Consider the following 25,623-nt stretch of genomic DNA (forward strand, 5'->3'; position numbering starts at 1 on the left):
TCAGCCGGCCACGGACCGGGCAGGGCGGTGAACCCCGCACTGCCGGTGCCCGTGACGCGCCGGATGGCCGAGCCCCTTCACCCGGGCGAAGGGCCCGGGTGGACTCGGGTCAACGACAGCGCGGGCTCGTCCACTCAAGGCGCTTCCTGACCCGGGGGTCCCGTACGAACTCGACGGCGGCCAAGGCCGTGTCGCGGGCCGCGCCCGCCGGATCCCCGTCCGCGAGGATCCCCGCCAACACCTCGACCGCACGCGCATCCTGACGGATGGCCAGGCCGCGCGCGGCCTCGGCCACCGTGTCCGGATCGGAGTCGCCGAGCCGCGCGGTGAGCGCCTCCCGGAGTACGGGCGTGTCCTCGGGCACCTCCGCGAGCGCCAGCGTCGCCCAGTCCCGTACGCCCGAGTCGTGGTCCCGGCTCAGCGCCACCAGCGTCTCCACGGCCCTGGCGTCCCCGGCCGGCACGAGCCCGGTCAGCGCACACCCGAGCGCTCGCCGCACCTCCTCGTCGGGATGCGACGCGAACGCCAGCAACTCCGGCAACGCGGCCGGTTCGCCGCACTGCCCGAGCGCGGCGACGACGGCGCGCGCCGGCTCGCACGCGGGGGAGCGCCCCTCATCTCCCACCCAGGCGGCCCCGGCTGTGGCTGTGGCCGCGGGCATGCCTGGGCCTGCGGTCGCCGCCCGGCCTGCGGGACCGGGGGCCGTAGGTCCGTACTCGCCGCCCGGCGCCTCCCGCGCCTCCCGCGCCGCCAGGCGCCGCAGCACCTGCACGGCCCGCGGCCTGAAATCCTTCAGCCCGCCCAGGACGTCCGCGCCCAGCGCCCGCCGCAGCGGGTCCTCGCTCGTGCACCAGGTGGCGGCCGCCCGGTAGGTCTCCTCGTCACCGCGACCGGTCAGCGCGACCACCGTCTCGGTCCAGTCGTCCAGCTCCGGGTCCCCGCAGCGCACGGCCCGTTCGGCGAGCTCCTCGTGCGGAGCGCGGACGCCGAGCGCGGTCTCCAGGAGTGTGGCGATCGCCGCGTGGCCGGTCTGTTGCTCGTTGCCGAAGCCGGGCGCGCCGTCCGCGCGCAGCAGCTCGACGACGACGGTCACCCCGCCCTCCTCGTGCACACGCCGCACCACGGTCTCGCCGTACGCGTCGCCCCCGCGCCCGCCTCCGCTCGTCTCGAGGAGCCCGCGCCGCAACTCCTCCGCGATGTCGACGCCGATCCAGCGGCGCGCCTCACGCAGGGCGTCCTCCACCGGACCCGCGCCGTACTCCAGCAGGGCCCGTACGCTCGCGGCCGACCCGCGCCGGGCCGCCGCCACGAGCGGAGGCGGCCCGCCGGGGCGCGGACGGCCGGGGTCGGCGCCGTACTCCAGGAGCGCCCGCACGGTCTCGGCGTGCCCGAGCTGCGCGGCCCAGTCCATGGCCGTCATCCCGTACTCCTCCGGCTGGTCCGGCTGCGCCCCGGCGGCCAGCAGCGCCCGCACCACCTCCGTGTGCCCGCCGCACGCCGCCCCGCACAGCGGCAGGTCCCCCGCCTGCTCACCGCTGCCCCGCGCGGGGTCGGCCCCCGCGGCCAGCAGCAGCCGGACGATCCCGGGCTCGTTCGCGAGGGCCGCCCGGTACAGCGCGGTCTCCCCTTCGTCATCGGCCTCGGGGGAGACCCCGGACCGCAGGAGGCGTACGACGGAGTCGGCGTCCCCGTCGAGAATGGCGTCGAACAACGTGCTCATCCACCGACCTTCACCCGCCGGGCACGGACGACGCAAACGACTACCCGGCGGACGCGGTCGCGCCACCCGCCGTCAGCGAACGCCTCCCAGCGAGCAAGGATCTCGGCGTGATCGGCGGGTGCCGAGGTGACCGCCCACTGCTTGATACGGCCGTTGATGGGGACGTTGCCGAGACGGTGATCAGGAAGGAGGCGACAGCGAGAAGCCCAGCCCCTCCGGCCAGCCACCGTGGGGTGCCACGCGTCATGGCGGCGAGCGCGAGGGCACTGAGCGCCGACATGCCCATGGCGCCTTGCATGGTGATGCCGTTCATCTGCATCAGCTGGGTGTGGAAGGACAGCTCTTTGCGAGACTCCGGGCGACTCGCCGCCATCGCCGCCGCGGCCGGCGTGACCCGCCGACGAAGTCGGGGCGCACCGCATGTCGGTGGAAGAGGGGGCAACCTGGCTGCGGACCGCCACACCCGCCCTCCTGGGGGTCAGGTCCCGGAACCCGGCACCCTGGGCGGTTCGGAGGGAACGCCTTAGGTCTCGCACTCCAGGACCGACCCGCACACCCCGCACCTGGCCCGGAGCCGTCGGCCCGCCGGGACCCGCAGTCGCTGTCGGCACACCGGGCACGGGAAGGCCACCCGGGCCGAGGCGCCGCTGCCCTCGAAGGCGTACGGAGCGTCCGTCCGCGCCCGCCCGTAGCGCCGGTCCTTCGCATAGCGGTGCCGCGCCGCCCACCCCGCCTCCGCCAGTGGCGGCGTGCGGGCGTCCCGTTCCGCCTCCTGCCGCCCGCGCTCCCACGCCTCGTACGCCCGTGGGCTGGTGAACCACGGCGACGGGTCCTCCCCGAACGCCGCCGCCCGCTTGGCCAGGACGTACCCGAACTCCTCCGGTGTCAGGTAGCCGAGCTTCTGGCGGGACACCGCGTCCTCCCGGAACGCGTCGAGCAGCAGCCACCCCGCACCGAGATAGGAGGTCACCACATCCGTGAGGATCTCGTTCTTCCGGGTGCCGGGAAAGCCGAGGTCGAGGCGGTGCAGCAGGACGTGGGTGATCTCGTGGGCGAGCGCCGCGCCCACGTCCCTGCGGTGGAGCCGGAAGCGGTCGTTCAGCTCGATGAAGTACTCCGGTCCCGCGGCCAGTTCGACGCTCGCCGCGTGCTCCATCTCCCGGAAGCTCACGATCACGCGCGCCTCGGGCAGCCCGAGGTGGTGCACCAGGGCCCTGGCCACCCGCTGCGCCCCGAGATGGAGGTCGTCCTCGTCCCCGAAGGCCACGTCCGCGGCGGCGATGCTCGTCGCGTACCGCCGTACCCCGTCGGCGGACAGCCGCCGGTAGAGCGCGGTGATCGAGGCCCGGACCGTGTCGAGGTGCGGGAACCCATGGACGACTTCGTCGGTGCTCGGCACGCCGTACCCCCTTCTCTCCACTGTACGAGGCCGTGCTGAGAAGCCCCTCCTGTCGACGCGTCCCTGGCCGAAAAGACGTTCTTGTGGCCTCCGTCGCGCGCTGCCCATAATCCGGATCAGGTCTTGACGGGCACATGCCATCAAGGCCCAACCCCCCATGAAAGGCAGACACTTGAAGAAGAACAAGATTGTCCGCGCGCTCCAGAGAATCGTCGCGGCCGGCGCCGTCGTCCTCGCCGCCGTCAGCCTCCAGCCCTCCACCGCATCCGCGGCCCCCGCGCCCGTCGTCGGCGGAACCCGCGCCGCCCAGGGCGAGTTCCCCTGGATGGTCAGGCTCTCCATGGGCTGCGGCGGATCGATGCTGACCCCGCAGATCGTCCTCACCGCCGCCCACTGCGTGAGCGGCTCCGGCAACAACACCAGCATCACCGCCACCGCCGGAGTCGTGGACCTGCGCAGCAGCAGCGCCATCAAGGTCAGGTCGACCAAGGTCCTCCAGGCCCCCGGCTACAACGGCACCGGCAAGGACTGGGCGCTGATCAAGCTCGCCTCGCCGATCACCTCCGTGCCCACGCTCAAGATCGCCGACACGACCGCGTACAACAGCGGCACGTTCACCGTCGCCGGCTGGGGCGCCACCCGCGAGGGCGGCGCGCAGCAGCGCTACCTGCGCAAGGCGACCGTGCCGTTCGTCTCGGACGCCGAGTGCCAGGCCGCCTACGGCAGCTCCCTCGTCCCGGGCGAGGAGATCTGCGCCGGCTACAACGAAGGCGGCGTCGACACCTGCCAGGGCGACTCCGGCGGCCCGATGTTCCGCCGGGACAACGCCGGTGCCTGGATCCAGGTCGGCATCGTGAGCTGGGGCGAGGGCTGCGCACGGGCCGGCTACCCCGGCGTGTACACCGAGGTCTCGACCTTCGCCTCGGCGATCAAGTCGGCGGCGGCGACGCTGTAGTGCGGCGGCGACGCCTCGTACGGACCGGGCAGGACAGGACACCACATGACCCGAGCTGACCTGGCCTGACCCGACCCGACCGAGGGGCGGAGCCGTCCGGAAGGCTCCGCCCCTCGCGTCTACGCCAGTTCCACCCGCATCCGCGGATCCCCGCCCTCCAGCTCCAGCACCCACACCTCGTTGCCGCCCTCCCGCAGCACCGGGCCCGGCACGAACAGCGACTCCTGCGGGCCGACACACCAGTACCGGCCCAGACAGAAACCGTTCACCCAGACGAAGCCACGCCCCCCGCCCGGCAGCGACAGCGCCGCGTCACCCGGTCCGGCCACGTCCACCACGGCTCTGTACAGCCCCGGCTCGGAGCCCCCCGCCCCTGCCCCCGCCCCCGCCCCTGCCCCCGCCCCCGCCACCGGCCGGAACGGCACCTTCGCCACCGCCCCCGCCTCGAAGGCGTCCAGCCGCAGCCCCCGGGCCCGCACCCCGTGCACATACTGCCGCTCGTGCCGGACCCCGCCCGTGAGCCCCTTCGGCTCCGCCTGCCGCGGCCCGTAGTTGACCCGGCCCAGCGACTCCACCCACAGCTCCACCACCGCGGGCCCCGCCACCGGCTCCGGCAGCACCGCGTCCTCCGCCGCCAGCACCCCCGCCCGCACCCCGTCCACGTACACCACCGCCCGGTCGCGCAACCCGCTCACCGACAGCGGATACGGCTGCCGCGGCCCGGGGATCTCGAACCGGTAGCGGACGAGCCCTCGGTCCACCCCCAGCTCCTCGAACGCCGGCGGCACCGCACCGACCCACTCCTCGTCGCCGAGGACCTCCAGCACCTCCGCCGCCGGCGCCCACTCCGCGAACACCGCGCCCGCCCGACGCCCGATCCGCCGCGGCGGCGCCGGCACCTCCGGCAGCGGATCCTCCGCGAACTTCGCCAGCACCTCACGGAAACGCCAGAACTTCTCCGTCGGCAACCCCGCCTCGTCGACCGGCGCGTCATAGTCGTACGAGGTCACCGTCGGCCGCAGCTCCCCCTCGTGCAGCGCACCGGCCCGGTTCGCCCCCGCCCAGCCCGCGAAATTCGTCCCCCCGTGCGCCATGTACACGTTCACCGACGCCCCGCATTCCAGGATCTCCCGCAGGGCCTCCGCCGCCTCCGCCGCGTCCCGCACCGAGTGCTCCGTGCCCCAGTGATCGAACCAGCCGCACCAGAACTCCATGCACATCAGCGGCCCCGACGGCCGATGCCGCCGCAGCACCGCGAACGCCTCCCGCGCCCCCGAGCCGAAGTTCGCGGTCGCCAGCACCCCCGGCACCGACCCACCCGTCAGCATGTGGTCCTCGGGCCCGTCCGAGGTGAACAGCGGCACGCTCACCCCGCAGTCGAGCAACAACGCCCTCAGCCGGCGCAGATAGCCCTGGTCCGAGCCGTAACTCCCGTACTCGTTCTCCACCTGGACCATGATCACCGGGCCTCCGCGGTCGATCTGCCGCGCCACGACCTGGGGGAGCAGCCTGCGGAACCAGCGCTCCACATGCCCCAGATACTCCGCGTCGTCCGTCCGCACCCGCCGCCCCAGGCGCCCCGTCAGCCAGTGCGGCAGCCCACCGTTCTCCCACTCGGCGCAGATGTACGGCCCCGGCCGCACGATCGCCCACATCCCGGCCGCCGCCACCGCGTCCAGGAACCGGCCCAGCGCCCCCACATCCCCGTACCGGCCCGGCTCCGGCTCGTACAGATTCCACGGAACGTACGTCTCCACACAGGTGAGCCCCATCGCCCGGAGCATCCCCAGACGATGGCCCCACTGCTCCTCGTGCACCCGGAAGTAGTGCAACGCCCCCGACAGCAGCCGCACCGGCCGCCCGTCCAGGAGAAAGTCCTCGTCACCCACAGCGAACGTGCTCATGGCCTCACCCTCGCCCTCTGGCGGCGGAGGGGTCCATGGACAAAGATCGTCGCTGTTTGGACGGAAGAAAGGCAGGCCCCGCGGATGTACCACACCTGGATGCGCTACTTCACGCCCAGCCCGGTCCACCACCGCCTCGGCCTCGTCTGCCTCGGCGTCGGACTGCAGCACGGCACCCTGCCCACCGTCGGCCCCCGCACCCTCGACCACCACGTCGCCGTCGTCGTCAGCGCCGGCAGCGGCTGGTACCGCGGCCCCGACGGCCGACGGACCACCATCACCGCCCCCGCCCTCATCTGGCTCACCCCCGGCGTACCCCACCACTACTCCGCCGACCCCGACACCGGCTGGGACGAGAGCTTCGTCGACTTCGCAGGCCCCGCCACCACCACCTACACCGAACTCGGCTACATCGAACCGGACCGGCCCGTCGTCCCCCTCTCCGACGCCGCCGCCCCCCGCGCCGCCATCGGCCGCATCGCCCGCGCCGCCCGCCGCGGCAACCCCCTCCTCGAAGTCGAGACCGCGGCCGCCGTCCACGAACTCCTCGTCGCCCTGCGCCGCGCCCGGGCCGACACCAACGCCGACGGCGACCCCGTCCTCACCGCCCTCGCCCGCGACGCCTTCCAGCCGCTGTCCGTCGCCGAACACGCCTCCCGCCACGGCATGACCCCCGCGGAGCTGCGCACCGCCGTACGCCGCGCCGCCGGCTGCAGCCCCAAGGACTACCTCCTCACCATCCGCCTCGGACGCGCCAAAGAACTCCTCGCCGCCACCGAACTGCCCGTCGCCGCCGTCGCCCGACGCGTCGGATACGACGACCCGGCCTACTTCTCCCGCCTCTTCACCCGACGAGTCGGCACCGCACCCATCCGCTTCCGCGAACAGCAGGCCCGCACCGTCCCCGGCGGCTGGAGCAACCAGATCCCGGATCCCGAACACCCGCCGACGATCGCCTCCCGATCCGTCTAAGCTCGCTGCTCATGAGCGAGATCGACGAGTCCGTCACTGCGGAACTGACCCGGCTGCGCGAAAGCATCGACAACATCGACGCGGCGGTCGTCCACATGCTCGCCGAACGCTTCAAGTGCACCCAGCAGGTCGGCGTCCTCAAGGCCAAGCACCAGCTGCCGCCCGCCGACCCGGCGCGCGAGGCCCGCCAGATCGCCCGGCTGCGCGAACTCGCCGAGAACGCCAGACTCGACCCGGCGTTCGCCGAGAAACTCCTGAACTTCATCATCGCCGAGGTCATCCGCCACCACGAGACGATCGCGGACGGAACACACTGATGGGCCGCGTCACGGTCTTCACCCTCGGCGGCACCATCTCCGCGCGCGGCGGCGACGCATCGCGCATGACCGGCGCCGAAGTCCTCGCGGGCCTCGGCGCCCCCGACACCGACATCGAACTGCGCGACTTCCGCCGGCTGCCCAGCTCCTCCCTCTCCTTCGACGACCTCGCCGCACTCGCCCACGAGGTCCGCGAGACCGTCGCGGCCGGCTCCGGCGTCGTCGTGGTCCAGGGCACCGACACCCTGGAAGAGACCGCGTTCCTCCTCGACCTGCTCTGCGAGACCGGCGAACCCGTCGTCGTCACCGGCGCCATGCGCCGCCCCGACCTCCCCGGCGCCGACGGCCCCGCCAACCTGGCCGCCGCCCTCACCGTCGCCGCCGACCCCCGCTGCCGCGACCTCGGCGTCCTCGTCGTCCTCGCCGACGAGATCCACGCCGCCCGCCACGTCCGCAAGAGCCACACCACCTCCGTCACCACCTTCGCCTCCCCGGGCGCCGGCCCGCTCGGCACCGTCGTCGAAGGCGAGCCGAGGATCCTCCTGCGCCCCACCACCACGACCGCCCTCCACCCCCTGAGCTTCGACCCCGCCGTACGGGTAGCCCTGCTCACCCTCACCCTCGGCGACCGCGGCGAACTCCTCGAAGCGATCGACTCCCGCTACGACGGCCTCGTCGTGGCCGCCTTCGGCGCCGGCCACGTCCCCACCTGGCTCGTCGAACCCCTGGAACACCTCGCCACCCGCGTCCCCGTCGTCCTCGCCTCCCGCACCGGCGCCGGCGCGACCCTCACCCACACCTACCGCGGCCCCGGCTCCGAACACGACCTCCTCCACCGCGGCCTCATCCCCGCCGGCCCCCTCGACCCCGCCAAGGCCCGCCTGCTCCTCCACGCCCTCCTCTCCACCGGCGCCAAAAGCCCCACCGGCTACGACCGCCCCGGCATCACCGCCGCCTTCGCCCACCTGAACGGAACCGGCCTGGCATAGCGCCTGCCCCACGGCCCGGCACCAGGGGTGCCCGCTCTGAGCTGTCAGCGGAACCCCCCTGCCCCGGAGTGGCCTCATCAGGCAGCATGGGGCCCATGTCCGTACTGACGCGCGACGAAGCGCAGACCCGTGCCCAGCTCCTCGACGTCGAGCACTACACGGTCGACCTCGACCTCACCACCGGCGACGAGACCTTCGAATCCACGACCGAGATCCGGTTCACCGCCCGCGCCGCCGCGGACACCTTCGTCGAGCTGAAGCCCGTCACGCTCCACTCCGTCCACCTCGACGGCGAGCCCCTCGACCCCGCCCTCCTGGACGAGAACCGGCTCCCCCTGACCCTCACCGAGGGCCGGCACACCCTGCGCGTCGGTACGACCATGCGGTACTCCCGCACCGGCGAGGGCATGCACCGCTTCACGGACCCCACCGACGGCGAGTCGTACGTCTACACCCAGCTCTTCATGGAAGACGTCCAGCGCGTCTTCGCCGCCTTCGACCAGCCCGACCTCAAGGCCGTCTTCGAGGTCACCGTCAAGGCCCCCGAAGGCTGGACCGTCCTCGCCAACGGCATCACCGAGCAGCAGCCCGACGGCCGCTGGAAGGCCGCCGCCACCCCGCTCCTGTCCACCTACTTCGTCTGCGTCGCCGCCGGCCCCTGGCACTCCGTCCGCACCGAACACGCCGGACTGCCCTTCGCCCTCCACTGCCGCCGCTCCCTCGCCCCCCACCTCGACGCCGACGCCGACGAGATCCTCGACATCACCAAGGCCTGCTTCGACCGCTACCACGAGAAGTTCGAGGAGCCCTACCCCTTCGACTCCTACGACCAGGCCTTCGTCCCCGAGTTCAACGCCGGCGCCATGGAGAACCCCGGCCTCGTCACCTTCCGCGACGAGTTCGTCTACCGCTCCGCCGTCACCGTCACCGAACGCCAGACCCGCGCCATGGTCATCGCCCACGAGATGGCCCACATGTGGTTCGGCGACCTCGTCACCCTGCGCTGGTGGGACGACATCTGGCTCAACGAGTCCTTCGCCGAGTACATGGGCTTCCAGACCGTCAACGAAGCGTGCGCCGACCGCTTCCCCGACACCTGGATCGACTTCGGCATCTCCCGCAAGGCCTGGGGCTACGACGCCGACCAGCGCCCCTCCACCCACCCCGTCGCCCCCGACCCGGACGCGGTCCCCGACACCGCCTCCGCACTGCTCAACTTCGACGGCATCTCCTACGCCAAGGGCGCCTCCGCCCTGCGCCAGCTCGTCGCCTGGATGGGGGAGAAGGACTTCCTCACCGGCATCAACACCCACTTCAAGCGCCACAAGTTCGGCAACGCCACCCTCGCCGACTTCATCGACAACCTCGCCTCCGCCACCGACCGCGACGTCCACGGCTGGGCCGAGCAGTGGCTGCGCACCACCGGCGTCGACACCCTCACCCCCGAGCTCGGCGACGGCGGCCTCAAGGTGAATCACGCGGGCAGCCGCCCGCACCGGATCACCGTCGGCGTCTACGACCGCGACCTCGTCGACGGCCGCCGGCTCGTCCCGCGCGAGCGCCTCGACATCGACGTCCCGCAGACCGCGCCCGTCGAACTCCCCGGCCCGCGCCCGGCCCTCGTCGTCCTCAACGACGGCGACCTCACCTACGCCAAGGTGCGCCTGGACGAGACCTCGCGGGAGACCGCCCTGCGCACCCTCTCCGGCATCCCCGACCCGCTCACCCGCGCCCTCGTCTGGAACACCCTGCGCGACATGGTCCGCGACGGCGAACTGGAGCCCGCCGCCTACCTGGAGACGGCCCACGCCCACCTCCCCGAGGAGACCGACCTCGCCCTCGTCCAGGGCGCCCTCGCCTTCGCCCGCACCCAGATCGCCGACCGCTACGTGCCGGCCGCGGACCGCCCCGCCGCACTCGCCCTCATCACCTCACTCGCCCGCGACCTCATCCGCCGCACCGAGGACGGCGACAACCCCGGCCTGCGCCTGACCGCCGTCCGCACCTTCATCGACAGCGCCACCCAGCCCGACACCATCGCCGCCTGGCTCGCCGACGGCACCGTCCCCGGCGGCCCCGAACTCGACCCCGAGCTGCGCTGGCGCATCCTCGCCCGCCTCGCCGTCCTCGGCGCCGTCGACGAGCCCGAGATCGCCGCGGAACTGGAGCGCGACCCCAGCGCCACCGGCCAGGAAGGCGCCGCCCGCTGCCGCGCCGCCCTGCCCACCGCGCAGGCCAAGGCGGCCGCCTGGTCCCGCCTCTTCGACTCCGACGACCTGTCCAACTACCTGTTCACGGCGACGGCCCAGGGCTTCTGGCAGCCCGAACAGGCCGACCTCGTACGGGAGTACGTCCCCCGCTTCTACCCCGCCGCCACCGCCCTCGGCGCCCGCCGCGGCCCCGCGATGGCCGAGGCCGCGGGCCGCTACGCCTTCCCGTCCTTCGCGATCGACGAGGAGTCCCTCGCCACGGGCGACCACCACCTGACAGACCCCACCCTGATCCCCGCCCTCCGCCGCAAACTCAGCGACCAACTCGACGACCTCCGCCGAGCCCTGCGCGTCCGCACCGCGTAGCGCGGTCCATGGGCGCAGCCGAACGCCCACCACGAGGACGGGGCCCTGTCCAGGCCCCGTCCCTCGTTCGGGTTGCACCGGCGATCTCGCCGGACAAACCCACAAAACCCCCGGCACGCTCATGTCCATGCGTGCCGAGCCCACTCCGCCCCTCGCGACAGACACCACCGCCCTGCGCCCCCTCCTGGACACCGTCCTCACCGCCCTCCAGGACGGAGCGCGCGCACGCAGCGGCCCCCTCCCCGCCGGCGGCCCCGAGACAGTGGCCGCCCAGGTACGGGAGGCACTGGGAGACCCGCTCCCACCCCACGGCACCACCCCCACCGCCGCCCTCCACACCCTCGTCCGCGCCCTCGCCGCCGGCGCCGCCGACCCCACCCACCCCCTCTGCGCCGCCCACCTCCACACCCCGCCCCTCGCGCTCGCCGCCGCAGCCGATCTCGCCGCCTCCGCGCTCAACCCCTCCATGGACTCCTGGGACCAGGCCCCCGCCGCCTCCGCCCTCGAAGACCTCGTCACCGAGGCCCTGGCCACGGCCGTGTACCCCACGGCGCCCCACCCCGGCGCCCTCGTCACCACCGGCGGCACCGAGTCCAACCAGCTCGCCCTGCTCCTCGCCCGCGAGCGCCACGGCCCGGCCGGTCACACCGTCCAGACCGTCGTCGGCGCCAACGCCCACCACTCCTTCCGCCGCGCCGCCTGGCTCCTCGGCCTCCCCGAGCCGGTGACCGTACCCACCCCCAACGGCACCCTCGACCCCGTCGCCCTCGACGAAGCACTCACCGACCTCCACGGCCCCCTCCTCGTCGCCGCCACCGCCGGCACCACCGACACCGGCCGCATCGACCCCCTCCCCGAGATCGCCGCACTCTGCGAAGCCCACCACGCCGAGCTGCACGTCGACGCCGCCTACGGCGGCCCCGTCCTCTTCAGCGACACCCACCGCCCCCTCCTCGCCGGACTCGACCGCGCCCGCACCGTCACCCTCGACCTCCACAAACTGGGCTGGCAGCCCGCCGCCGCCGGACTCCTCGCCGTCCGCGACACCACCGACCTGGCCGCCCTCGCCCACACCGCCGACTACCTCAACGCCGACGACGACACCGAAGCCGGCCTCCCCGACCTCCTCGGCCGCTCCCTGCGCACCACCCGCCGCCCCGACATCCTCAAAACCGCCGTCACCCTGCGCGCCCTGGGCCGCCACGGCCTCGGCGCACTCGTCGACCAGGTCTGCGCCCTCGCCCAGCACCTCGCCGACCTCGTCGAGAAGACCCCCGGCCTGGAGCTGTACGAACGCCCCACCCTGACCACCGTCCTGTTCCGGCCCACCGACGCCGACGACACCACCGTCGCCGCGATCCGCCGCACCCTCCTCACCGAAGGAAGCGCCGTCCTCGGCCGCGCCCACGAGGACGGCCGCCTCTGGCTCAAAGCCACCTTGCTCAACCCCCACGCCACCCCCGGCGACCTGGAAGCACTCATCACCCTCGTGGAAGGCGGCAGCGACCGATGACCGGCAGCACCCCCCAGCGTCCCCCGCGCGACCCCGACCAACCCCACGACCTCGTGGGCATCGGCATCGGCCCCTTCAACCTCTCCCTCGCCGCACTCGCCCACGGCGTCCCCGGCGGCCTCTCCGCCACCTTCTACGAACAGAACCCCGCCTTCCACTGGCACCCCGGCCTCCTCATCGAAGGCGCCACCCTCCAAGTCCCCTTCCTCGCCGACCTCGTGACCCTCGCCGACCCCGCCAGCCCCTGGTCGTTCCTCAGCTACCTGCGCTCCCGCGACCGCCTCTTCCCCTTCTACTTCGCCGAGAAATTCCACATCCAGCGCGCCGAGTACGACGCCTACTGCCGCTGGGTCAGCGGCCAGCTCCCCAGCCTGCACTTCGGCCACCAGGTCGACGCCGTCCGCTGGAACCCCGAACGCGCCCTGTTCGAAGTCGACTTCACCCAACTCGACGCCGACGGCGAGGCCGAAGCCCTGGGCCGCGCCTACACCCGCCACGTCGTCCTCGGCGTCGGCACCCAGCCCTACATCCCCGAACCCCTCAGACCCCTCGCCGACGCCCCGAACGTCCCCGTCCTCCACTCCGCCGACTACCTCGCCCACCGCGAACAGCTCCTCGCGGCCGAACACGTCACCGTCATCGGCTCAGGCCAGTCCGGCGCCGAGATCTTCCTCGACCTGCTCAGGGCACGCCCCGCCGGCGCCGAAAAACTCCACTGGCTGGCCCGCACCGAAGCCTTCCGGCCCATGGAGTACTCCAAACTCGGCCTGGAGCACTTCACCCCCGACTACACCCGCTTCTTCCACGGCCTGCCCGAACCCGTACGCAACGAACTCCTGCCCCGCCAGAGCCAGTTGCACAAAGCGATCGACGCCGACACCATCGCCGCCATCCACGACGAGCTCTACCGGCGCACCCTCCACGGCGGCTGGCCCGACGCCGTCCTCACCCCCGGCGTCCGCGTCCGCACCGCCGGCCGCGTCGCCACCACCAAGGTCGAACTGCACCTCGAACACATCCAGCAGTCCACCCGCTCCCGCCTCACCACCGACGCCGTCGTCCTCGCCACCGGCTACCGCGAGCGCCCCGTCGACCGCATGCTCGCCGGACTCGACCCGTACCTGCGCCACGACTCCCACGGACGAGCCACGGTCGACGACGAGTACCGGCTCGTCCTCGACGAGTCCGTCACCGGCTCCGTCTACGTACAGAACGCCGAGAAGCACACCCACGGCGTCGGCGCCCCCGACCTCGGACTCGCCGCCTGGCGCAGCGCCACCATCCTCAACTCCCTCACCGGCAAAGAGCCCTACCCGCTGCCCCGCCGCACCGCCTTCACCACCTTCGGCCTCGAACAGCGAGAGGCGCCACGCATCCCGGCCCAGAGCCAGGAGCTGACGCCTCTCACGCAGAGCTGAACCCCTAGAAGACGGGCGTACCGTCCCGGGTCAGCTTCCAGTCCACCGACGCGAACTGGCCCGGGTCGATCGTCCCCTTCGCCTTCACCCACTGAATGATCGTGTTACGGATCTCGTCCGAGTTCGCCCACAACTGCTTCGCCCCCGCCACATGCGGGAACGCACCGCCACCACTGGCACGGTAGTTGTTCACCGCCAGCACGAACTGCGCCGCCGCATCGATCGGCTTCCCACCGAACGACAGGTTCACGATCCGCTCACCGGCCGGCTTCGCGATGTCGATCTCGTACGTCACCCCGTACACGGCGTCATAGTTGTAGTCCGGCGTGCCGTTCGCGTTCGTCAGCTTCGCCGGGTCCACAGGCGCACCCGCCGGCGTCTGCACGTAGTACCGCGCCGAGAACTCCAGATAGTCCTTGATCTGCGCACCCGTCATCAGCCGCGCCTCCAGGGTGTTCTCGAAGACATACAGCCCCGCCGCATCCCGGATCGTGACCTGCCCGGCCGGAATCGCCGCCGTCCGCGAGAAACAGGACGCCTGCGACAGCACCGGCAATGCCGCGTACTCGCCGCCGGCCAGCGCCGCCCGCACCGTCTCCGCCTGGACGTGGTTGATCAGATCGATGATCGGCTCGTCCTTCCACGGCGCGTCGGCCGTGGCCATCGTCGCGGTGGACGTGCCGATGATCTGATTGACGTACTCCACGACCTTCTTGTGCTCGTCCACGAGCAGCCCCGTGATCTCCGGGTCCTCCTCCACCGTGTTGGAGTTCAGCACCTGCGCGCCGACCCTCTCCACCACCCAGCGGCCCTTCTCCCACACCAGATCGAAGTCGAACAGAGTCAGCCGCTGACCCCACTTGAGCGGCTCGGACAGCACGACCTCCTTGCCCGTCTCCTTGTTCGCCACCCGGTACTCCGCGATCTCCGTGTGCGCGTGCCCGACGAGAATCGCGTCGATACCCGGCACCTGCTCCGCCACGAGACCGGCCGCGTTCTCGACATACGGAAGCTGGTCACCGTACGACGACGTCCCACTGGAACCGCTGTGCGCCGACACCACCACCACGTCCGCACCCATCGAACGCAGCTTCGGCACCCACTTCGCCGCCTGCTCCTCCAGACCCGGGAACACCATCTTCCCGGTCACGTTCGCCTTGTCCCAGATCGCGATCCCCGGGTTCGTCAGCCCGAGTACCGCCACCATCACATCCCGCCCGTACGGCGTACACAGCCGATGCATGCTGTACGGCGGGAAAGCCGGCCGCAGCGTCTTCGCATCGAGCGCGTTCGCACCCAGCAGCGGGAAGTCACACTGCTCCTCGAACTTCCGCAGCACCGGAATGCCGTAGTTGAACTCGTGGTTCCCGAGCGCCGCCGCGTCATAGCCGATCGCGTTCATCGCCTGCGCCATCGGGTGGACGGGCCCACCCGCCTGGGTGATCGGATCGACCTTCGCGTAGTAGTACGACAACTGCGTGCCCTGGATCGTGTCACCGGCGTCGATGAGAAGCGTGTTGCCCTCCCCCTTCGCCTCACGCACCTGATTCACCAGCGTGGAGATCTTCGCCAGGCCGACATCGTTGTGCGCCTTGTCGTCGAACTCCTTGTCCGTGAAGTAGTCCCAGTTGAAGACGTTCCCGTGCAGGTCCGTCGTACCCATCACGGTGAAGGAGTACCGCTTGACCGGCCTCGGCCGACGTCCATGGGCCTGCGCCGGGGCGGCGGCGACCCCCGAGGCGAGGGCCGCTCCGGCTCCGACGGCGACGGAGCTCTCCAGGAACGTCCGGCGGTTCAACGGCATGTGATTCTCCTTGGTCCAATGGCGCACAACGCGCGTAGATTCTGACCCAGGAGACACGCCGGCAACAGACCTTTCGGGTTACGGAGTGGGAAAGTGTTCGGGCGACCCGACGCCCGACCCGACGCCCAACCCGAGGAGCCCGGCCATGCCCGACCCCCACCCCACCCCACAATCCCCACAGGTCACCGTCCGCGGCGAAGCACGCCTGGAGAAGGACCCCGAGATCGCCCGCATCGGCATCGAAGTCACCGCACGCGGCACCGACAAGACCGCCGTCCTCGCCGACCTCACCCGCCGCAACACCGAGGCCCTGACACTGATCAAGACCTACGGCGAAGCGGTCGAAAAACTCGAGACCGGCGCCTTCAGCATCACCCCCGAAGCCTCCCGACGCGGCCGCGGCGAACACGTACGCAGCTACCGCGGCTGGGTCCACCTCACCGCCGAACTGAGCGACTTCACCGCACTCGGCGAACTGACCACCCGCCTCGCCGACCTGGAATGGACCCGCGTCGACGGACCCTGGTGGGAACTGCGCCCCGACTCCCCGGCCCACGCCGAAGCCCGCCGACGCGCCGTCCAGGACGCCGTCCGCCGGGCCGGAGAGTACGCCGCCGCCCTCGGAACTTCCCTCGCCGCCCTCCTCGAACTCTCCGACACCGGCCTCGTCCCCCCACCCGCACCGATGGGCGGCATGCGCATGGCCTTCGCCGCAGAATCCGTCGACACCACCCCACCCCTCGAACTCGAACCCCAACGCCAGACCGTCACCGCCGAGGTCATGGCCCGCTTCACCATGGCCCCACCCACACTGTGAGAACCCACCGAGAAACACCCCCGGACATGCTCATCGGAGCAGCCACCCGCACATATTCAAGACTTGTCAATAACCCTTCACGCAAAGGTTGTTGAGCAGACATGCCCGGCCTCTTCTCTACCCACCGGTAAGCCCTAGGCTCGAACCATGCGCCGAGCAAAAATCGTCTGCACCCTAGGCCCCGCCACCGACACATACGACCAGATCAAGGCACTGGTCGAAGCCGGAATGGACGTCGCCCGACTCAACCTCAGCCACGGCACCTACGCCGAACACGAGGAGCGCTACCAGCACGTCCGCAAAGCCTCCGACGAAACCGGCCGCAGCATCGGCATCCTCGCCGACCTTCAAGGCCCGAAGATCCGCCTCGGCCGCTTCCTCGAAGGCCCCGTACTCCTTGAACGCGGCGACGACTTCACCATCACCGTCGAACCCACCGAAGGCGACCGCCACATCTGCGGCACCACCTACGACGGACTCGCCACCGACGTCACCACCGGCGAACGCATCCTCGTCGACGACGGCCGCGTCACCCTCGAAGTCACCGCCGTCGACGGCCCCCGCGTCCACACCCGCGTCATCGAAGGCGGCCTCATCTCCGACCACAAAGGCCTCAACCTCCCCGGAGTCGCCGTCTCCGTCCCCGCCCTCTCCGACAAGGACATCGACGACCTCCGCTGGGCCCTGCGCACCGGAGCCGACGTCATCGCCCTCTCCTTCGTCCGCACCGGACGCGACATCGAAGACGTCCACCGCATCATGGACGAAGAAGGCCGCCGCCTCCCCGTCATCGCCAAGATCGAAAAACCCCAGGCCGTCGACAACATCGACGACATCGTCGCCGCCTTCGACGGCATCATGGTCGCCCGCGGCGACCTCGGCGTCGAAATGCCCCTCGAACAGGTCCCGATCGTCCAGAAGCGAGCCATCAAACTCGCCAAGCGCAACGCCAAGCCGGTCATCGTCGCCACCCAGATGCTCGACTCGATGATCGACAACTCCCGCCCCACCCGCGCCGAAGCCTCCGACGTCGCCAACGCCGTCATCGACGGCACCGACGCCGTCATGCTCTCCGGCGAAACCAGCGTCGGCAAATACCCCATCGAAACCGTCCGCACCATGGGCCGCATCGTCGAAGCCGCCGAAGAGGACGTCCTCGCCAAGGGCCTCCCCCCACTCACCGAACGCAACAAGCCCCGCACCCAAGGCGGCGCCGTCGCCCGCGCCGCCGCGGAAATCGGCGACTTCCTCGACGCCACGTTCCTCGTCGCCTTCACCCAGTCCGGCGACACGGTCAAACGCCTCTCCCGCTACCGCTCACCCATCCCGCTGCTGGCCTTCACCCCGGACCCGGCCACCCGCTCCCAGCTCAACCTCACCTGGGGCGTCGAGACCTTCCTCGGCCCGCACGTCGACTCCACCGACGCGATGGTCGCCCAGGTCGACGAGGAGCTCCTCCGGATCGGCCGCTGCCGAAAGGGCGACACGGTCATCATCACGGCCGGCTCCCCACCGGGCGTCCCCGGCTCCACGAACCTCGTCCACGTCCACCACATCGGCGACACGGTGACGGACTGAGGGCTCAGGCCTGACACCGTGTCCTATGTGGTGAGGCGGGCGTTGGGCTGTTCATGGGGCGGGGTACGTGGAGTTGGATTGTTCCGGACGGCTTGTGGGAGATCGCAAAGCCCTTGATCCCGCCGTCCAGGGTGCGGCCGCAGGGTGGTGGGACGCAGGACACGCCTGATGAGACGTTGTTCGCCGCGATCATCTACGTGCTGGTCAGCGGCTGTGCCTGGCGCGCGTTGCCACCCTGCTTCGGGATCTCGAAGTCGACGGCTCACCGACGGTTCCTGACCTGGTCGCGCGCCGGTGTCTGGGGCCGACTACACGAGGAGATCCTGCACCGACTCGACGACGCCGGCCTGCTCGATCTCTCCCGTGTCGTGCTCGACTCCGCCCATGTGAGGGCGAAAAGAGGGGGCGAACTCACAGGTCCGAGCCCCGTGGACCGGGGCAAGCCGGGCCAAACGAAACACGCCCCCTGATCGAGCGGACCATGTCCTGGCTGACCGGATACCGCCGGCTCAACCTCACGAACGCAATCCCCGCAACTACCTGGCCTTTCTCGGCCTCGCGGCAGCCCTGTGCTGCTACAAGCGACGCGCCCGCCTCACCACATAGGACACGGTCTAAAGCACGTCCTAGGCGTCGGGGTTCTTTCCCGTGGCAGCGGTATTGATGCGCTGGACCTGGAACTTGGCGAACGACTGCAGGTCGTTGTCCTTGGGCAGGGTCTCGCCGAAGACGAAAGCCACGACGGTACCGACGCGCAGCACCACGCCCGGGCGGTTCCCGTCCGCGTAGGCGTCGGTCTCGTCGGCGCCCGCGTCGACGGTCAGCGGCTTGGCATCCGGCTTCCCGTCGTGGATGTCGGCGACCATCGACTTCATGCCCACCTTGGCGTTGTCGACCGAGTCGTAGGCAAGGAGCTCGAAATCCACGAACGCCCCGCTCGTGCTGTACCGGCTGTTCCCATACGAGGTGAGCCCGGCACAGCTGAATCGAGCCCCCTGCTCGCAGAGCTTCCGCAATTTACTCCCGTCCCTGACGAGGGGCGAATCTCCCTTCCAGCCCTTGGGGGCGGCGAGTTCGCTCGGGATGGCCTGGGCCAGCTGGGACGGGTTGAACGGCGCGTCGGCTGCGCGACTCTCACCGGCGCCGCCACCACTGGTACTGCCTTCCGAGCAGCCCGCCAGTGCCAGTACCAGCGTGATACCCGCAGCCGCACCGCGCATCGTTCGAAGCATCATCACTCGCTCCCCATTCATGATTATCTATCAGCTGTACTTTGGTGCCACGGAGTTCGAATCGAGTGCGGACCCGCGCGGCGGACAACCTCGTAGCCGCCTTCGTCGCTGACCATCTTGATCAGCGCGCCCTCGGACGGGTCGTCGATGCGGTCGCCGCTCTCGCTGTCGGCGCCGTTGCACCGATCACCCATCCGCTTCGTATCCCGCCCGCTCTCGTCGCGGTCGGCATCGCAGGCGGGACAGGCCGCTCCGCCGGTCACAGCCATTCGCCGATCGCGGCGATCAGGACGGTGGCCTTGAAGCGGACCGCGAGTTTGTCGAACCGGGTGGCGACCGCCCGATTCTGCTTGAGGCGGTTGATCCCGCATTCGACCGCGTGCCGGGCCTTGTAATCCTCACGGTCGAAGGCCGGCGGTCGCCCGCCCGTCTTCCCGCGTCGCTTGCGGTTCCTGGCCTGGTCGGCCGGCTCCGGGATCGTGCACCGGATCCCGCGCTTGCGCAGGTAAGCCCGGTTGGCGCGGGACGAGTACGCCTTGTCGCCTCGCACCCGCAGCGGACGGACACGAGGGCGGCCCGGCCGATGCGGGGGACGCGGACGCCTTCGAGGACGGCCGTGAACTGGGGACTGTCGCCGCGTTGTCCGGCGGTGATCAGCAGGGATAGCGGCCTCTGGCCCTGTTCGCAGGCCAGATGGATCTTGGTGCTGAGGCCCCCGGGGCCTGCCCAGGCCGTGGTCGTCGGGTTCCATGCTGATCCCGCCCGGCGGTTCCTTCTGGGCTCGGCTGTCACGGCGGGCGCATGCGGCGTGCTGATGGGCCCGGGAGAACGTGGAGTCGACGTAGACCTCCCACGTGATCAGCCCGGCCGCGTCCGCCCGGACCTTCAGCCGGGTCAGCAGTTCAGGCCAGGTGCCGTCACGCTGCCGGTGGCGGAAGAGTCCGTAGACCGTCTGCCACGGCCCGTACTCCGACGGCAGATCCCGCCACGGAGCACCAGTCCGAACCCGCCAGCGGATCCCGTTGATCAATCTTCGCCGGCCCACCGCCGGTCTGCCCAACACCGCGACCGGAAGAAAAGGCTCCGGTCAGTAGCGTTCCCACGGCTTCTCGCCGCCGGTGCACACGAAGGTCGCGTTGTTCCACCTGCCCAGGGTGTCGCTGCTGGAGCCGCCGGAGCGTATCGTGCCGAGGATGAGGAAGGACGGGTCACCGACTACGGTCGTACCGCGCTGCCACTTCCAGACGACGGCGGTCACGGGCAGCTTGTTGACGTACGAGCCGATGTGGTAGCCCTCGACGGAGAGGCATGCCTTCGTGCTGGTGGACGTCCAGTTCAGGTAGGTGAAGTTGGCGCCGTTGTAGAGGCAGAGCTTCCCGCTGGGGCATGCGGTTGCCGCGGCCGCCGGAGCCGCATTGACGAGGGCTCCGCCCGAAACCAGGGCGAGCGCGGTGGTCATCGTTGCGGCCATGCGCTTGAAATTCATGGAACTGATCTCCGTGTCTTCAGTGATCGGTGGATTCTTGACGTTCAGGCCGGGCGGTCTGGCCTGGCGTAGCGGACGGCTGTCCGGGCCGCGTCGGCGATCCGGTGGTGATGGTCGTGTGGCGGCGTCAGACCTCTTCGAGCACCGGCGGCCAGTACGGTCCGGCGCCGCCCGTGCACATCAGGTTCGCCTCGTCCAGGGCCTGCGAGGTGTTGCTGCTGGAGCCTCCGGGGCTGGTGGTACCGACCAGGTACGCGGTCGTCTCCGTCGCCTTCCAGTAGTCCACCTTCACCGGCAGGTTGTTGTCGTAGGACCAGATGCTGTACAGGCCGGGACCCAGGTGGTAGTCCGCCAGCCTGAAGCACCGGGCGGTCCTACCCGTCTCGAACATCATGGTCCGGTACAGCGTGCTTCGGTACAGACAGAGCTTTCCGGCGCCGCACGGCTCGGCGGCCGATGCTTGAGGTGCGGCGGCCACGGAACCGAGCACCACGGCGCCCGTGGCAAGGAAAGCCGAGACGGTCCTACGAAAACGCATACTGCTTCCTCCGCTGACTGACCGCCATCAGCCCCGCACCCCAGCGGCACAGGTATCGGATGGCTCCCGGCCAGAGTCTTGCCCCAGGTGATCATCTTTTCCAGGGTGCAGGAGTGCAGATAATTGGGCCGCCCTGGCTGTTGCCCGGGCTCAGCCCGAGTGGAAGGTGCCGGATGAAGCTGTCGGCCAGTGACCGTGGCCGCCTCAAGGAGATCCTTCAGGCGCGCCGATCCGCGATCGATCCGGTAACCATGGGGTTCCCCAAGCGAGGACCTGGTCCCGGTCGACGGGCTGCCGGCCTGAGTCAGGAGCAGATGGACGTGCTGCTCTCGCGCACCCCGGGCACGTACAACCGGTTCGAGAACGGCCAACTCGCCAAACCCGGTTCTGATCTCCTCACCGCAGTCGCGAGGACGCTGCGGCTGGATGAGCAGGAGTGGGCGTTCCTGTGGCTGATCACCCGTAAAGAGAACCCGCCCCATGTCCTGCACGGCAGCTCGGGGACGTCCATAGCAGAAGCGTGGCAGCGGATCATCGATCACATTCACGGTGCGTTGGCGTACGTCAATGACGCAGAATGGAACGTCATCGTTCACAACGAGGACTTCCGACGCCTCTTCCCTCGCGGACAAGCCCCCGCCAACGTCATGCGCTGGATGCTCCTTGACCCCGAGGCCCGCACCGACGTGCTGATGCACTGGGAGACCCACTGGGTGCCGGCCATGATGCCCCACCTGAAACACAGCGTGGAGCTACGCCCGGAGAATCCGGCGCTCGATCGTCTCGCGTACGACGTCCTCAACGACCCCGTCACCGGACCGCTCTACCGCCGGCATGCTGCAGCCCCCATCCCCTATTTCGACGGCTCCGAACTCCCCATCCACCACGCCATTCACGGCCCCGGCTGGCTCACGACCTGCCTCGCCGAACCCGTCACGGCCCCCGGCGCCCGCATCAACCTCAGCTTCTACACGCCTGGAGAGCCGCTAACCTGCCGCTACCCCACGCTCGTTCAGCCGCTCGTATCCTGACCAGGCAACTCATCGGGGGCATCTCGGGGCAGCTCAGCATCACCGAATCGGCGCCACCAACGGAGGACTGCAAGTGCGTCACCGGCCTGGCCGGTTGTGACGTCGACTCCGCTCTGCTGCCATGGCTCCAGGGCGATCTCGCGCTCGTGCTTCTTGCCGGGCCCGTGTTGAGGGAACATGCACGTCCAGTGTTCGGTGAAGGACTTCACCTCGGCGCACCCCGGCCTGAAGCGTCGCCGAACGCTCGGCATCGGCATGACGCGTCGCATGGCCTCTTCGGCGGCGTCGATCAGGCCTGGCCATGAGGCGGTGCAGAAGATCGACAAGTGGTGCTGCTTCGGCTTCGAGATGATGTGGCCGTCGCCGAGATACAGCCCCAAGAGGTAGGCGTACGCCGTTGCGTCGAAGGGGCGATGCGTGCACAGGGGGCAGTCGATGGGGCGCTCGTACCGGGTACCGCGCTTCCGCCGGTCCTCTGAGAGCCACCAACCGACTGTGCCGCGCGGCACGTTGAGATGCTCGGCAACTGCCCGATTGCTCAGGCCCCGGTGCAGGAGTGCGAGCGCTTCATCGCGAATCGAAGGATTGTGCTGCTCCCTGGCGGCAGCTTGGCCCGGGCGTGACTCGCCCGGCCGGAATCGAAGAGGTGTTCACCGTGACGAGTGAAGATCGCCAACGCCCTATGATTCCTTGGAATCGAAGGGAAAGTGCCCCGGGTGGGATTCGAACCCACGCTGTATGGTGTTTGAGACCATCGCCTCTTCCGCTGGGCTACCGGGGCTCCTTCGAAACGAAGGTCAGTGGCAACCTGCTGTGCCTCAAACATACAGGACCTAGGTAGGCTCATGTAGCAGTACCTGCCCCGCAACGAGGAGCCCCCGTGACCGCCCCCGAGTCGCCCCAGCCCGCCGCCGACGACGACCAGTCGCACGTCCCGCCGCTGACGACCCGCGTCGTCATCGCCGAGGACGAGGCTCTCATCCGCCTCGACCTCAAAGAGATGCTCGAAGAAGAGGGCTACTCGGTCGTCGGCGAGGCCGGCGACGGCGCTCGGGCCGTCGAGCTCGCCCGTGAGCACCGGCCCGACCTCGTCATCCTCGATGTGAAGATGCCGGTCCTGGACGGGATCTCCGCGGCCGAGAAGATCGCCGGCGAGTCCATCGCCCCGGTCCTGATGCTGACCGCCTTCTCGCAGCGCGATCTCGTCGAGCGGGCGCGGGACGCCGGTGCCATGGCGTACCTCGTGAAGCCGTTCAGCAAGAGCGATGTGGTGCCGGCGATCGAGATGGCCGTGTCCCGTTTCGCGGAGCTGCGGGCTCTGGAGAAGGAGGTCGCCGACCTCTCCCAGCGTCTGGAGACGCGCAAGCTGGTCGACCGGGCGAAGAGCATCCTGCAGACGCAGTACGGCCTCACCGAGCCCGCCGCGTTCCGGTGGATCCAGAAGACGTCGATGGACCGTCGTATGTCGATGCAGCAGGTCGCCGAGGCGGTCATCGAGGACGCCGAGGAGAAGAAGGCGGCGAAGGGCCAGCAGTAGCCCGTCCCGTACGACAGGAGAAGGCCCGCCCCACTACGTTGTGGGACGGGCCTTCCGCTTCGTGGGGTTACTCCTCGCCGAGGTACGTCTTGCGGACGTCGTCGTTGTGGAGGAGGTCCTGGCCGGTGCCGGAGAGCTTGATGGTGCCGACCTCCAGGACGTAGCCGTAGTCCGCCAGGGAGAGGGCGGCCTGTGCGTTCTGCTCGATGAGCAGGATCGTCATGCCCTCGGCCTTGAGGGTGGAGATGGTCTCCATGATCTTCTGCATCATGATCGGGGAGAGGCCCATGGACGGCTCGTCCAGCATGAGCAGCTTGGGCTGGGACATCAGGGCGCGGCCCATCGCCAGCATCTGCTGCTCGCCGCCGGAGAGGGTGCCGGCGGCCTGCTTGCGACGTTCGCCCAGGATGGGGAAGAGGTCGTAGGCGCGCTGGATGTCCTTCTCGATGCCGTCCTTGTCGCTGCGGAGGAAGGCTCCGAGCTGGAGGTTCTCGGCGATGGTGAGGCGGGGGAAGATGTGCCGGCCTTCGGGGGAGTGGGCCATGCCGAGGGAGACGACCTTGTGGGCGGGGATGCCGTTGAGCACCTGGCCGTCGAAGGTGATCTTTCCCGCGGCGGGCTTGATGAGGCCGGAGAGGGTGCGCAGGGTGGTGGTCTTGCCGGCTCCGTTGGTGCCGATCAGGGCGACGACCTGGCCGGCTTCGACGGAGAAGGAGATGCCCTTGACGGCTTCGATCTTGCCGTAGGCGACCCGGAGGTCTTCGACCTCGAGGAGTGCGGTCACTTGGTGTCTCCTTCGGTGGTGCTGTCCGCGTCGGCTGCGGGGGTGTCGGCCGCGGGGGCGTCGTCCTCCGTGGCGTCGTCGGAGTTCTCGGCCTCGGCCGTCTCGGCGGCCTCCTCCGTGGCCTCGGCGGCTTCCTCCGTGGCCTCTGCCGCCTCGGCCGCCTCGGCGGCTTCCGCGGCTTCGGCGGCTTCGGCCGCGTGGACCTCGGCCGCTTCGACCTCGGCGAGTTCCTCCGCGCCCGGGGCGCCCTCGAAGGGGGTGCCGAGGTAGGCGGCCACGACGCGCTCGTCGCCCTGGACGACCTCGGAGGTGCCTTCGACGAGCTTCTCGCCCTGGACGAGGACGGCGACGCGGTCGCACAGGTTGAAGATGAACTTCATGTCGTGCTCGATGACGAGGACGGCGATGCCCTGGTCACGGATCGCGAAGACGAGCTCTTCGGTGGCGCGGGTCTCGTTCTGGTTCATGCCGGCGGTGGGCTCGTCGAGGAGGAGCAGGCCGGGGTCGCTGGCGAGTGCCCGGGCGATCTCCAGCTTGCGCTGTTCGCCGTAGGGCAGGTTGCGGGCGAGGTGTTCGGCCTTGTTGGCGAGGCCGACGAACTCGAGGAGTTCCATGGCGCGTTCGCGCGAGGCTTCCTCGGCCTTCTTGAAGCCGGGTCCGCGCAGGAGTGCGGACCAGAGGCCCTCCTTGGTCCGGGTGTGGCGTCCGACGAGGACGTTTTCCAGGACCGTCATGTTGGAGAAGAGGCGGATGTTCTGGAAGGTGCGGGCGATGCCGGCTTTGGTGACCAGGTGCGGCTTGGGCGGCAGCACGGTCCCCTTGTAGCTGACCTGGCCCTCGGTGGGGACGTACAGGCCGGTGAGGCAGTTGAAGAAGGTCGTCTTGCCGGCGCCGTTGGGGCCGATGAGTCCGACGATCTCGCCCTGGCGGACGGTGAGGTCCACTCCGCGTACGGCGGTCAGGCCGCCGAAGCGCATGGTGACGCCGCTGGCTTCGAGGACGGCGGCGGCGGTGGCCGCGTCGGTGGTGGACTTGGTGGTGGTGGTCGTCATG

Annotated in this window: 21 protein-coding genes, 1 tRNA gene and 2 pseudogenes; 12 read left to right on the forward strand and 12 right to left on the reverse strand. The window is 70.3% G+C overall.

Annotation, left to right across the window (positions count from 1 at the left end; all coding sequences use genetic code 11):
- Positions 1-109: 109 nt before the first annotated feature.
- Positions 110-1,720 (reverse strand): ankyrin repeat domain-containing protein, encoded by a 1,611-nt coding sequence (locus FDM97_RS09735; RefSeq protein WP_137990004.1) that lies wholly within the window; start codon positions 1,718-1,720, stop codon positions 110-112.
- Positions 1,721-2,243: 523 nt separating this feature from the next.
- Complete coding sequence (locus FDM97_RS09740) at positions 2,244-3,119, reverse strand: hypothetical protein (protein WP_137990005.1); 876 nt, start codon at positions 3,117-3,119, stop codon at positions 2,244-2,246.
- A 157-nt stretch (positions 3,120-3,276) separates the two neighbouring features.
- Between FDM97_RS09740 and FDM97_RS09745 the strand changes: the two genes are divergently transcribed.
- Complete coding sequence (locus FDM97_RS09745) at positions 3,277-4,074, forward strand: S1 family peptidase (protein WP_137990006.1); 798 nt, start codon at positions 3,277-3,279, stop codon at positions 4,072-4,074.
- A gap of 119 nt (positions 4,075-4,193) precedes the next feature.
- Here FDM97_RS09745 and FDM97_RS09750 read toward each other — a convergent pair whose 3' ends face one another.
- Positions 4,194-5,978 carry a glycoside hydrolase family 35 protein gene (locus tag FDM97_RS09750; RefSeq protein WP_137990007.1) on the reverse strand — a complete coding sequence of 595 codons (1,785 nt, stop codon included), beginning with the start codon at positions 5,976-5,978 and terminating at the stop codon, positions 4,194-4,196.
- A gap of 84 nt (positions 5,979-6,062) precedes the next feature.
- On the opposite strand from FDM97_RS09750, the gene FDM97_RS09755 reads away from it, so the two are divergent.
- The 6 genes from FDM97_RS09755 (at position 6,063) to FDM97_RS09780 (ending at position 13,763) form a co-directional block, all read left to right on the forward strand.
- Positions 6,063-6,950, forward strand: coding sequence for a helix-turn-helix transcriptional regulator (locus FDM97_RS09755; RefSeq protein ID WP_137990008.1), 888 nt, complete (start codon positions 6,063-6,065; stop codon positions 6,948-6,950).
- An 11-nt stretch (positions 6,951-6,961) separates the two neighbouring features.
- On the forward strand, positions 6,962-7,267 hold the full coding sequence (locus FDM97_RS09760) for a chorismate mutase (protein ID WP_137990009.1): 306 nt from the start codon (positions 6,962-6,964) through the stop codon (positions 7,265-7,267).
- Positions 7,267-8,256, forward strand: a complete 990-nt coding sequence (locus tag FDM97_RS09765) for an asparaginase (protein ID WP_137990010.1) — start codon at positions 7,267-7,269, stop codon at positions 8,254-8,256. The genes FDM97_RS09760 and FDM97_RS09765 overlap by 1 nt, the downstream gene beginning before the upstream one ends.
- 95 nt (positions 8,257-8,351) lie before the next feature.
- Complete coding sequence (gene pepN / locus FDM97_RS09770) at positions 8,352-10,832, forward strand: aminopeptidase N (protein WP_137990011.1); 2,481 nt, start codon at positions 8,352-8,354, stop codon at positions 10,830-10,832.
- A 127-nt stretch (positions 10,833-10,959) separates the two neighbouring features.
- Complete coding sequence (locus tag FDM97_RS09775; protein WP_137990012.1) at positions 10,960-12,345, forward strand: pyridoxal phosphate-dependent decarboxylase family protein; 1,386 nt, start codon at positions 10,960-10,962, stop codon at positions 12,343-12,345.
- Positions 12,342-13,763 (forward strand): lysine N(6)-hydroxylase/L-ornithine N(5)-oxygenase family protein, encoded by a 1,422-nt coding sequence (locus FDM97_RS09780; protein WP_137990013.1) that lies wholly within the window; start codon positions 12,342-12,344, stop codon positions 13,761-13,763. The genes FDM97_RS09775 and FDM97_RS09780 overlap by 4 nt, the downstream gene beginning before the upstream one ends.
- 4 nt (positions 13,764-13,767) lie before the next feature.
- Here the strand turns inward: FDM97_RS09780 and FDM97_RS09785 are convergent, their stop codons facing one another.
- Positions 13,768-15,567: a bifunctional metallophosphatase/5'-nucleotidase gene (locus FDM97_RS09785; protein ID WP_137990014.1), complete on the reverse strand. Its 1,800-nt coding sequence runs from the start codon at positions 15,565-15,567 to the stop codon at positions 13,768-13,770.
- 145 nt (positions 15,568-15,712) lie between these two features.
- On the opposite strand from FDM97_RS09785, the gene FDM97_RS09790 reads away from it, so the two are divergent.
- The 3 genes and pseudogenes from FDM97_RS09790 (at position 15,713) to FDM97_RS09800 (ending at position 18,568) form a co-directional block, all read left to right on the forward strand.
- On the forward strand, positions 15,713-16,384 hold the full coding sequence (locus FDM97_RS09790; protein ID WP_137990015.1) for an SIMPL domain-containing protein: 672 nt from the start codon (positions 15,713-15,715) through the stop codon (positions 16,382-16,384).
- Positions 16,385-16,531: 147 nt separating this feature from the next.
- Positions 16,532-17,962 carry a pyruvate kinase gene (pyk, locus tag FDM97_RS09795; RefSeq protein ID WP_137990016.1) on the forward strand — a complete coding sequence of 477 codons (1,431 nt, stop codon included), beginning with the start codon at positions 16,532-16,534 and terminating at the stop codon, positions 17,960-17,962.
- Between the two features lie 53 nt (positions 17,963-18,015).
- Positions 18,016-18,568, forward strand: a pseudogene (locus tag FDM97_RS09800) (transposase).
- 20 nt (positions 18,569-18,588) lie between these two features.
- Here the strand turns inward: FDM97_RS09800 and FDM97_RS09805 are convergent.
- From FDM97_RS09805 to FDM97_RS09825, 4 genes and pseudogenes are all read right to left on the reverse strand, one after another.
- Positions 18,589-19,182: a hypothetical protein gene (locus FDM97_RS09805; protein ID WP_137990017.1), complete on the reverse strand. Its 594-nt coding sequence runs from the start codon at positions 19,180-19,182 to the stop codon at positions 18,589-18,591.
- Between the two features lie 271 nt (positions 19,183-19,453).
- Positions 19,454-20,278, reverse strand: a pseudogene (locus FDM97_RS09815) (IS5 family transposase); the annotation flags it as partial.
- Positions 20,279-20,281: 3 nt separating this feature from the next.
- Positions 20,282-20,665: a peptidase inhibitor family I36 protein gene (locus tag FDM97_RS37080; RefSeq protein WP_432816205.1), complete on the reverse strand. Its 384-nt coding sequence runs from the start codon at positions 20,663-20,665 to the stop codon at positions 20,282-20,284.
- Positions 20,666-20,807: 142 nt separating this feature from the next.
- Positions 20,808-21,218: a peptidase inhibitor gene (locus tag FDM97_RS09825; protein ID WP_137990020.1), complete on the reverse strand. Its 411-nt coding sequence runs from the start codon at positions 21,216-21,218 to the stop codon at positions 20,808-20,810.
- Positions 21,219-21,391: 173 nt separating this feature from the next.
- Here FDM97_RS09825 and FDM97_RS09830 point away from each other — a divergent pair, with 173 nt between their 5' ends.
- On the forward strand, positions 21,392-22,249 hold the full coding sequence (locus FDM97_RS09830) for an MmyB family transcriptional regulator (protein WP_175439078.1): 858 nt from the start codon (positions 21,392-21,394) through the stop codon (positions 22,247-22,249).
- On the opposite strand, the gene FDM97_RS37000 is transcribed toward FDM97_RS09830, so the two are convergent.
- Complete coding sequence (locus tag FDM97_RS37000; RefSeq protein ID WP_349775381.1) at positions 22,231-22,629, reverse strand: hypothetical protein; 399 nt, start codon at positions 22,627-22,629, stop codon at positions 22,231-22,233. The two genes, FDM97_RS09830 and FDM97_RS37000, sit on opposite strands and share 19 nt — an antisense overlap.
- 328 nt (positions 22,630-22,957) lie before the next feature.
- Positions 22,958-23,030 (reverse strand) — tRNA-Leu (locus FDM97_RS09840).
- 99 nt (positions 23,031-23,129) lie between these two features.
- On the opposite strand from FDM97_RS09840, the gene FDM97_RS09845 reads away from it, so the two are divergent.
- Positions 23,130-23,786: an ANTAR domain-containing response regulator gene (locus FDM97_RS09845; protein ID WP_137990022.1), complete on the forward strand. Its 657-nt coding sequence runs from the start codon at positions 23,130-23,132 to the stop codon at positions 23,784-23,786.
- A 67-nt stretch (positions 23,787-23,853) separates the two neighbouring features.
- Here the strand turns inward: FDM97_RS09845 and FDM97_RS09850 are convergent, their stop codons facing one another.
- Entirely contained in the window at positions 23,854-24,570 is a 717-nt protein-coding gene (locus tag FDM97_RS09850) for an ABC transporter ATP-binding protein (RefSeq protein WP_137990023.1), read from the reverse strand.
- Positions 24,567-25,622, reverse strand: a complete 1,056-nt coding sequence (locus FDM97_RS09855) for an ABC transporter ATP-binding protein (protein WP_137990024.1) — start codon at positions 25,620-25,622, stop codon at positions 24,567-24,569. Before FDM97_RS09855 ends, FDM97_RS09850 begins: the two co-directional genes overlap by 4 nt.
- Position 25,623 lies beyond the last annotated feature (1 nt).

The sequence above is a fragment of the Streptomyces vilmorinianum genome, assembly GCF_005517195.1.
GTDB classification, from domain to species: Bacteria; Actinomycetota; Actinomycetes; order Streptomycetales; family Streptomycetaceae; genus Streptomyces; species Streptomyces vilmorinianum.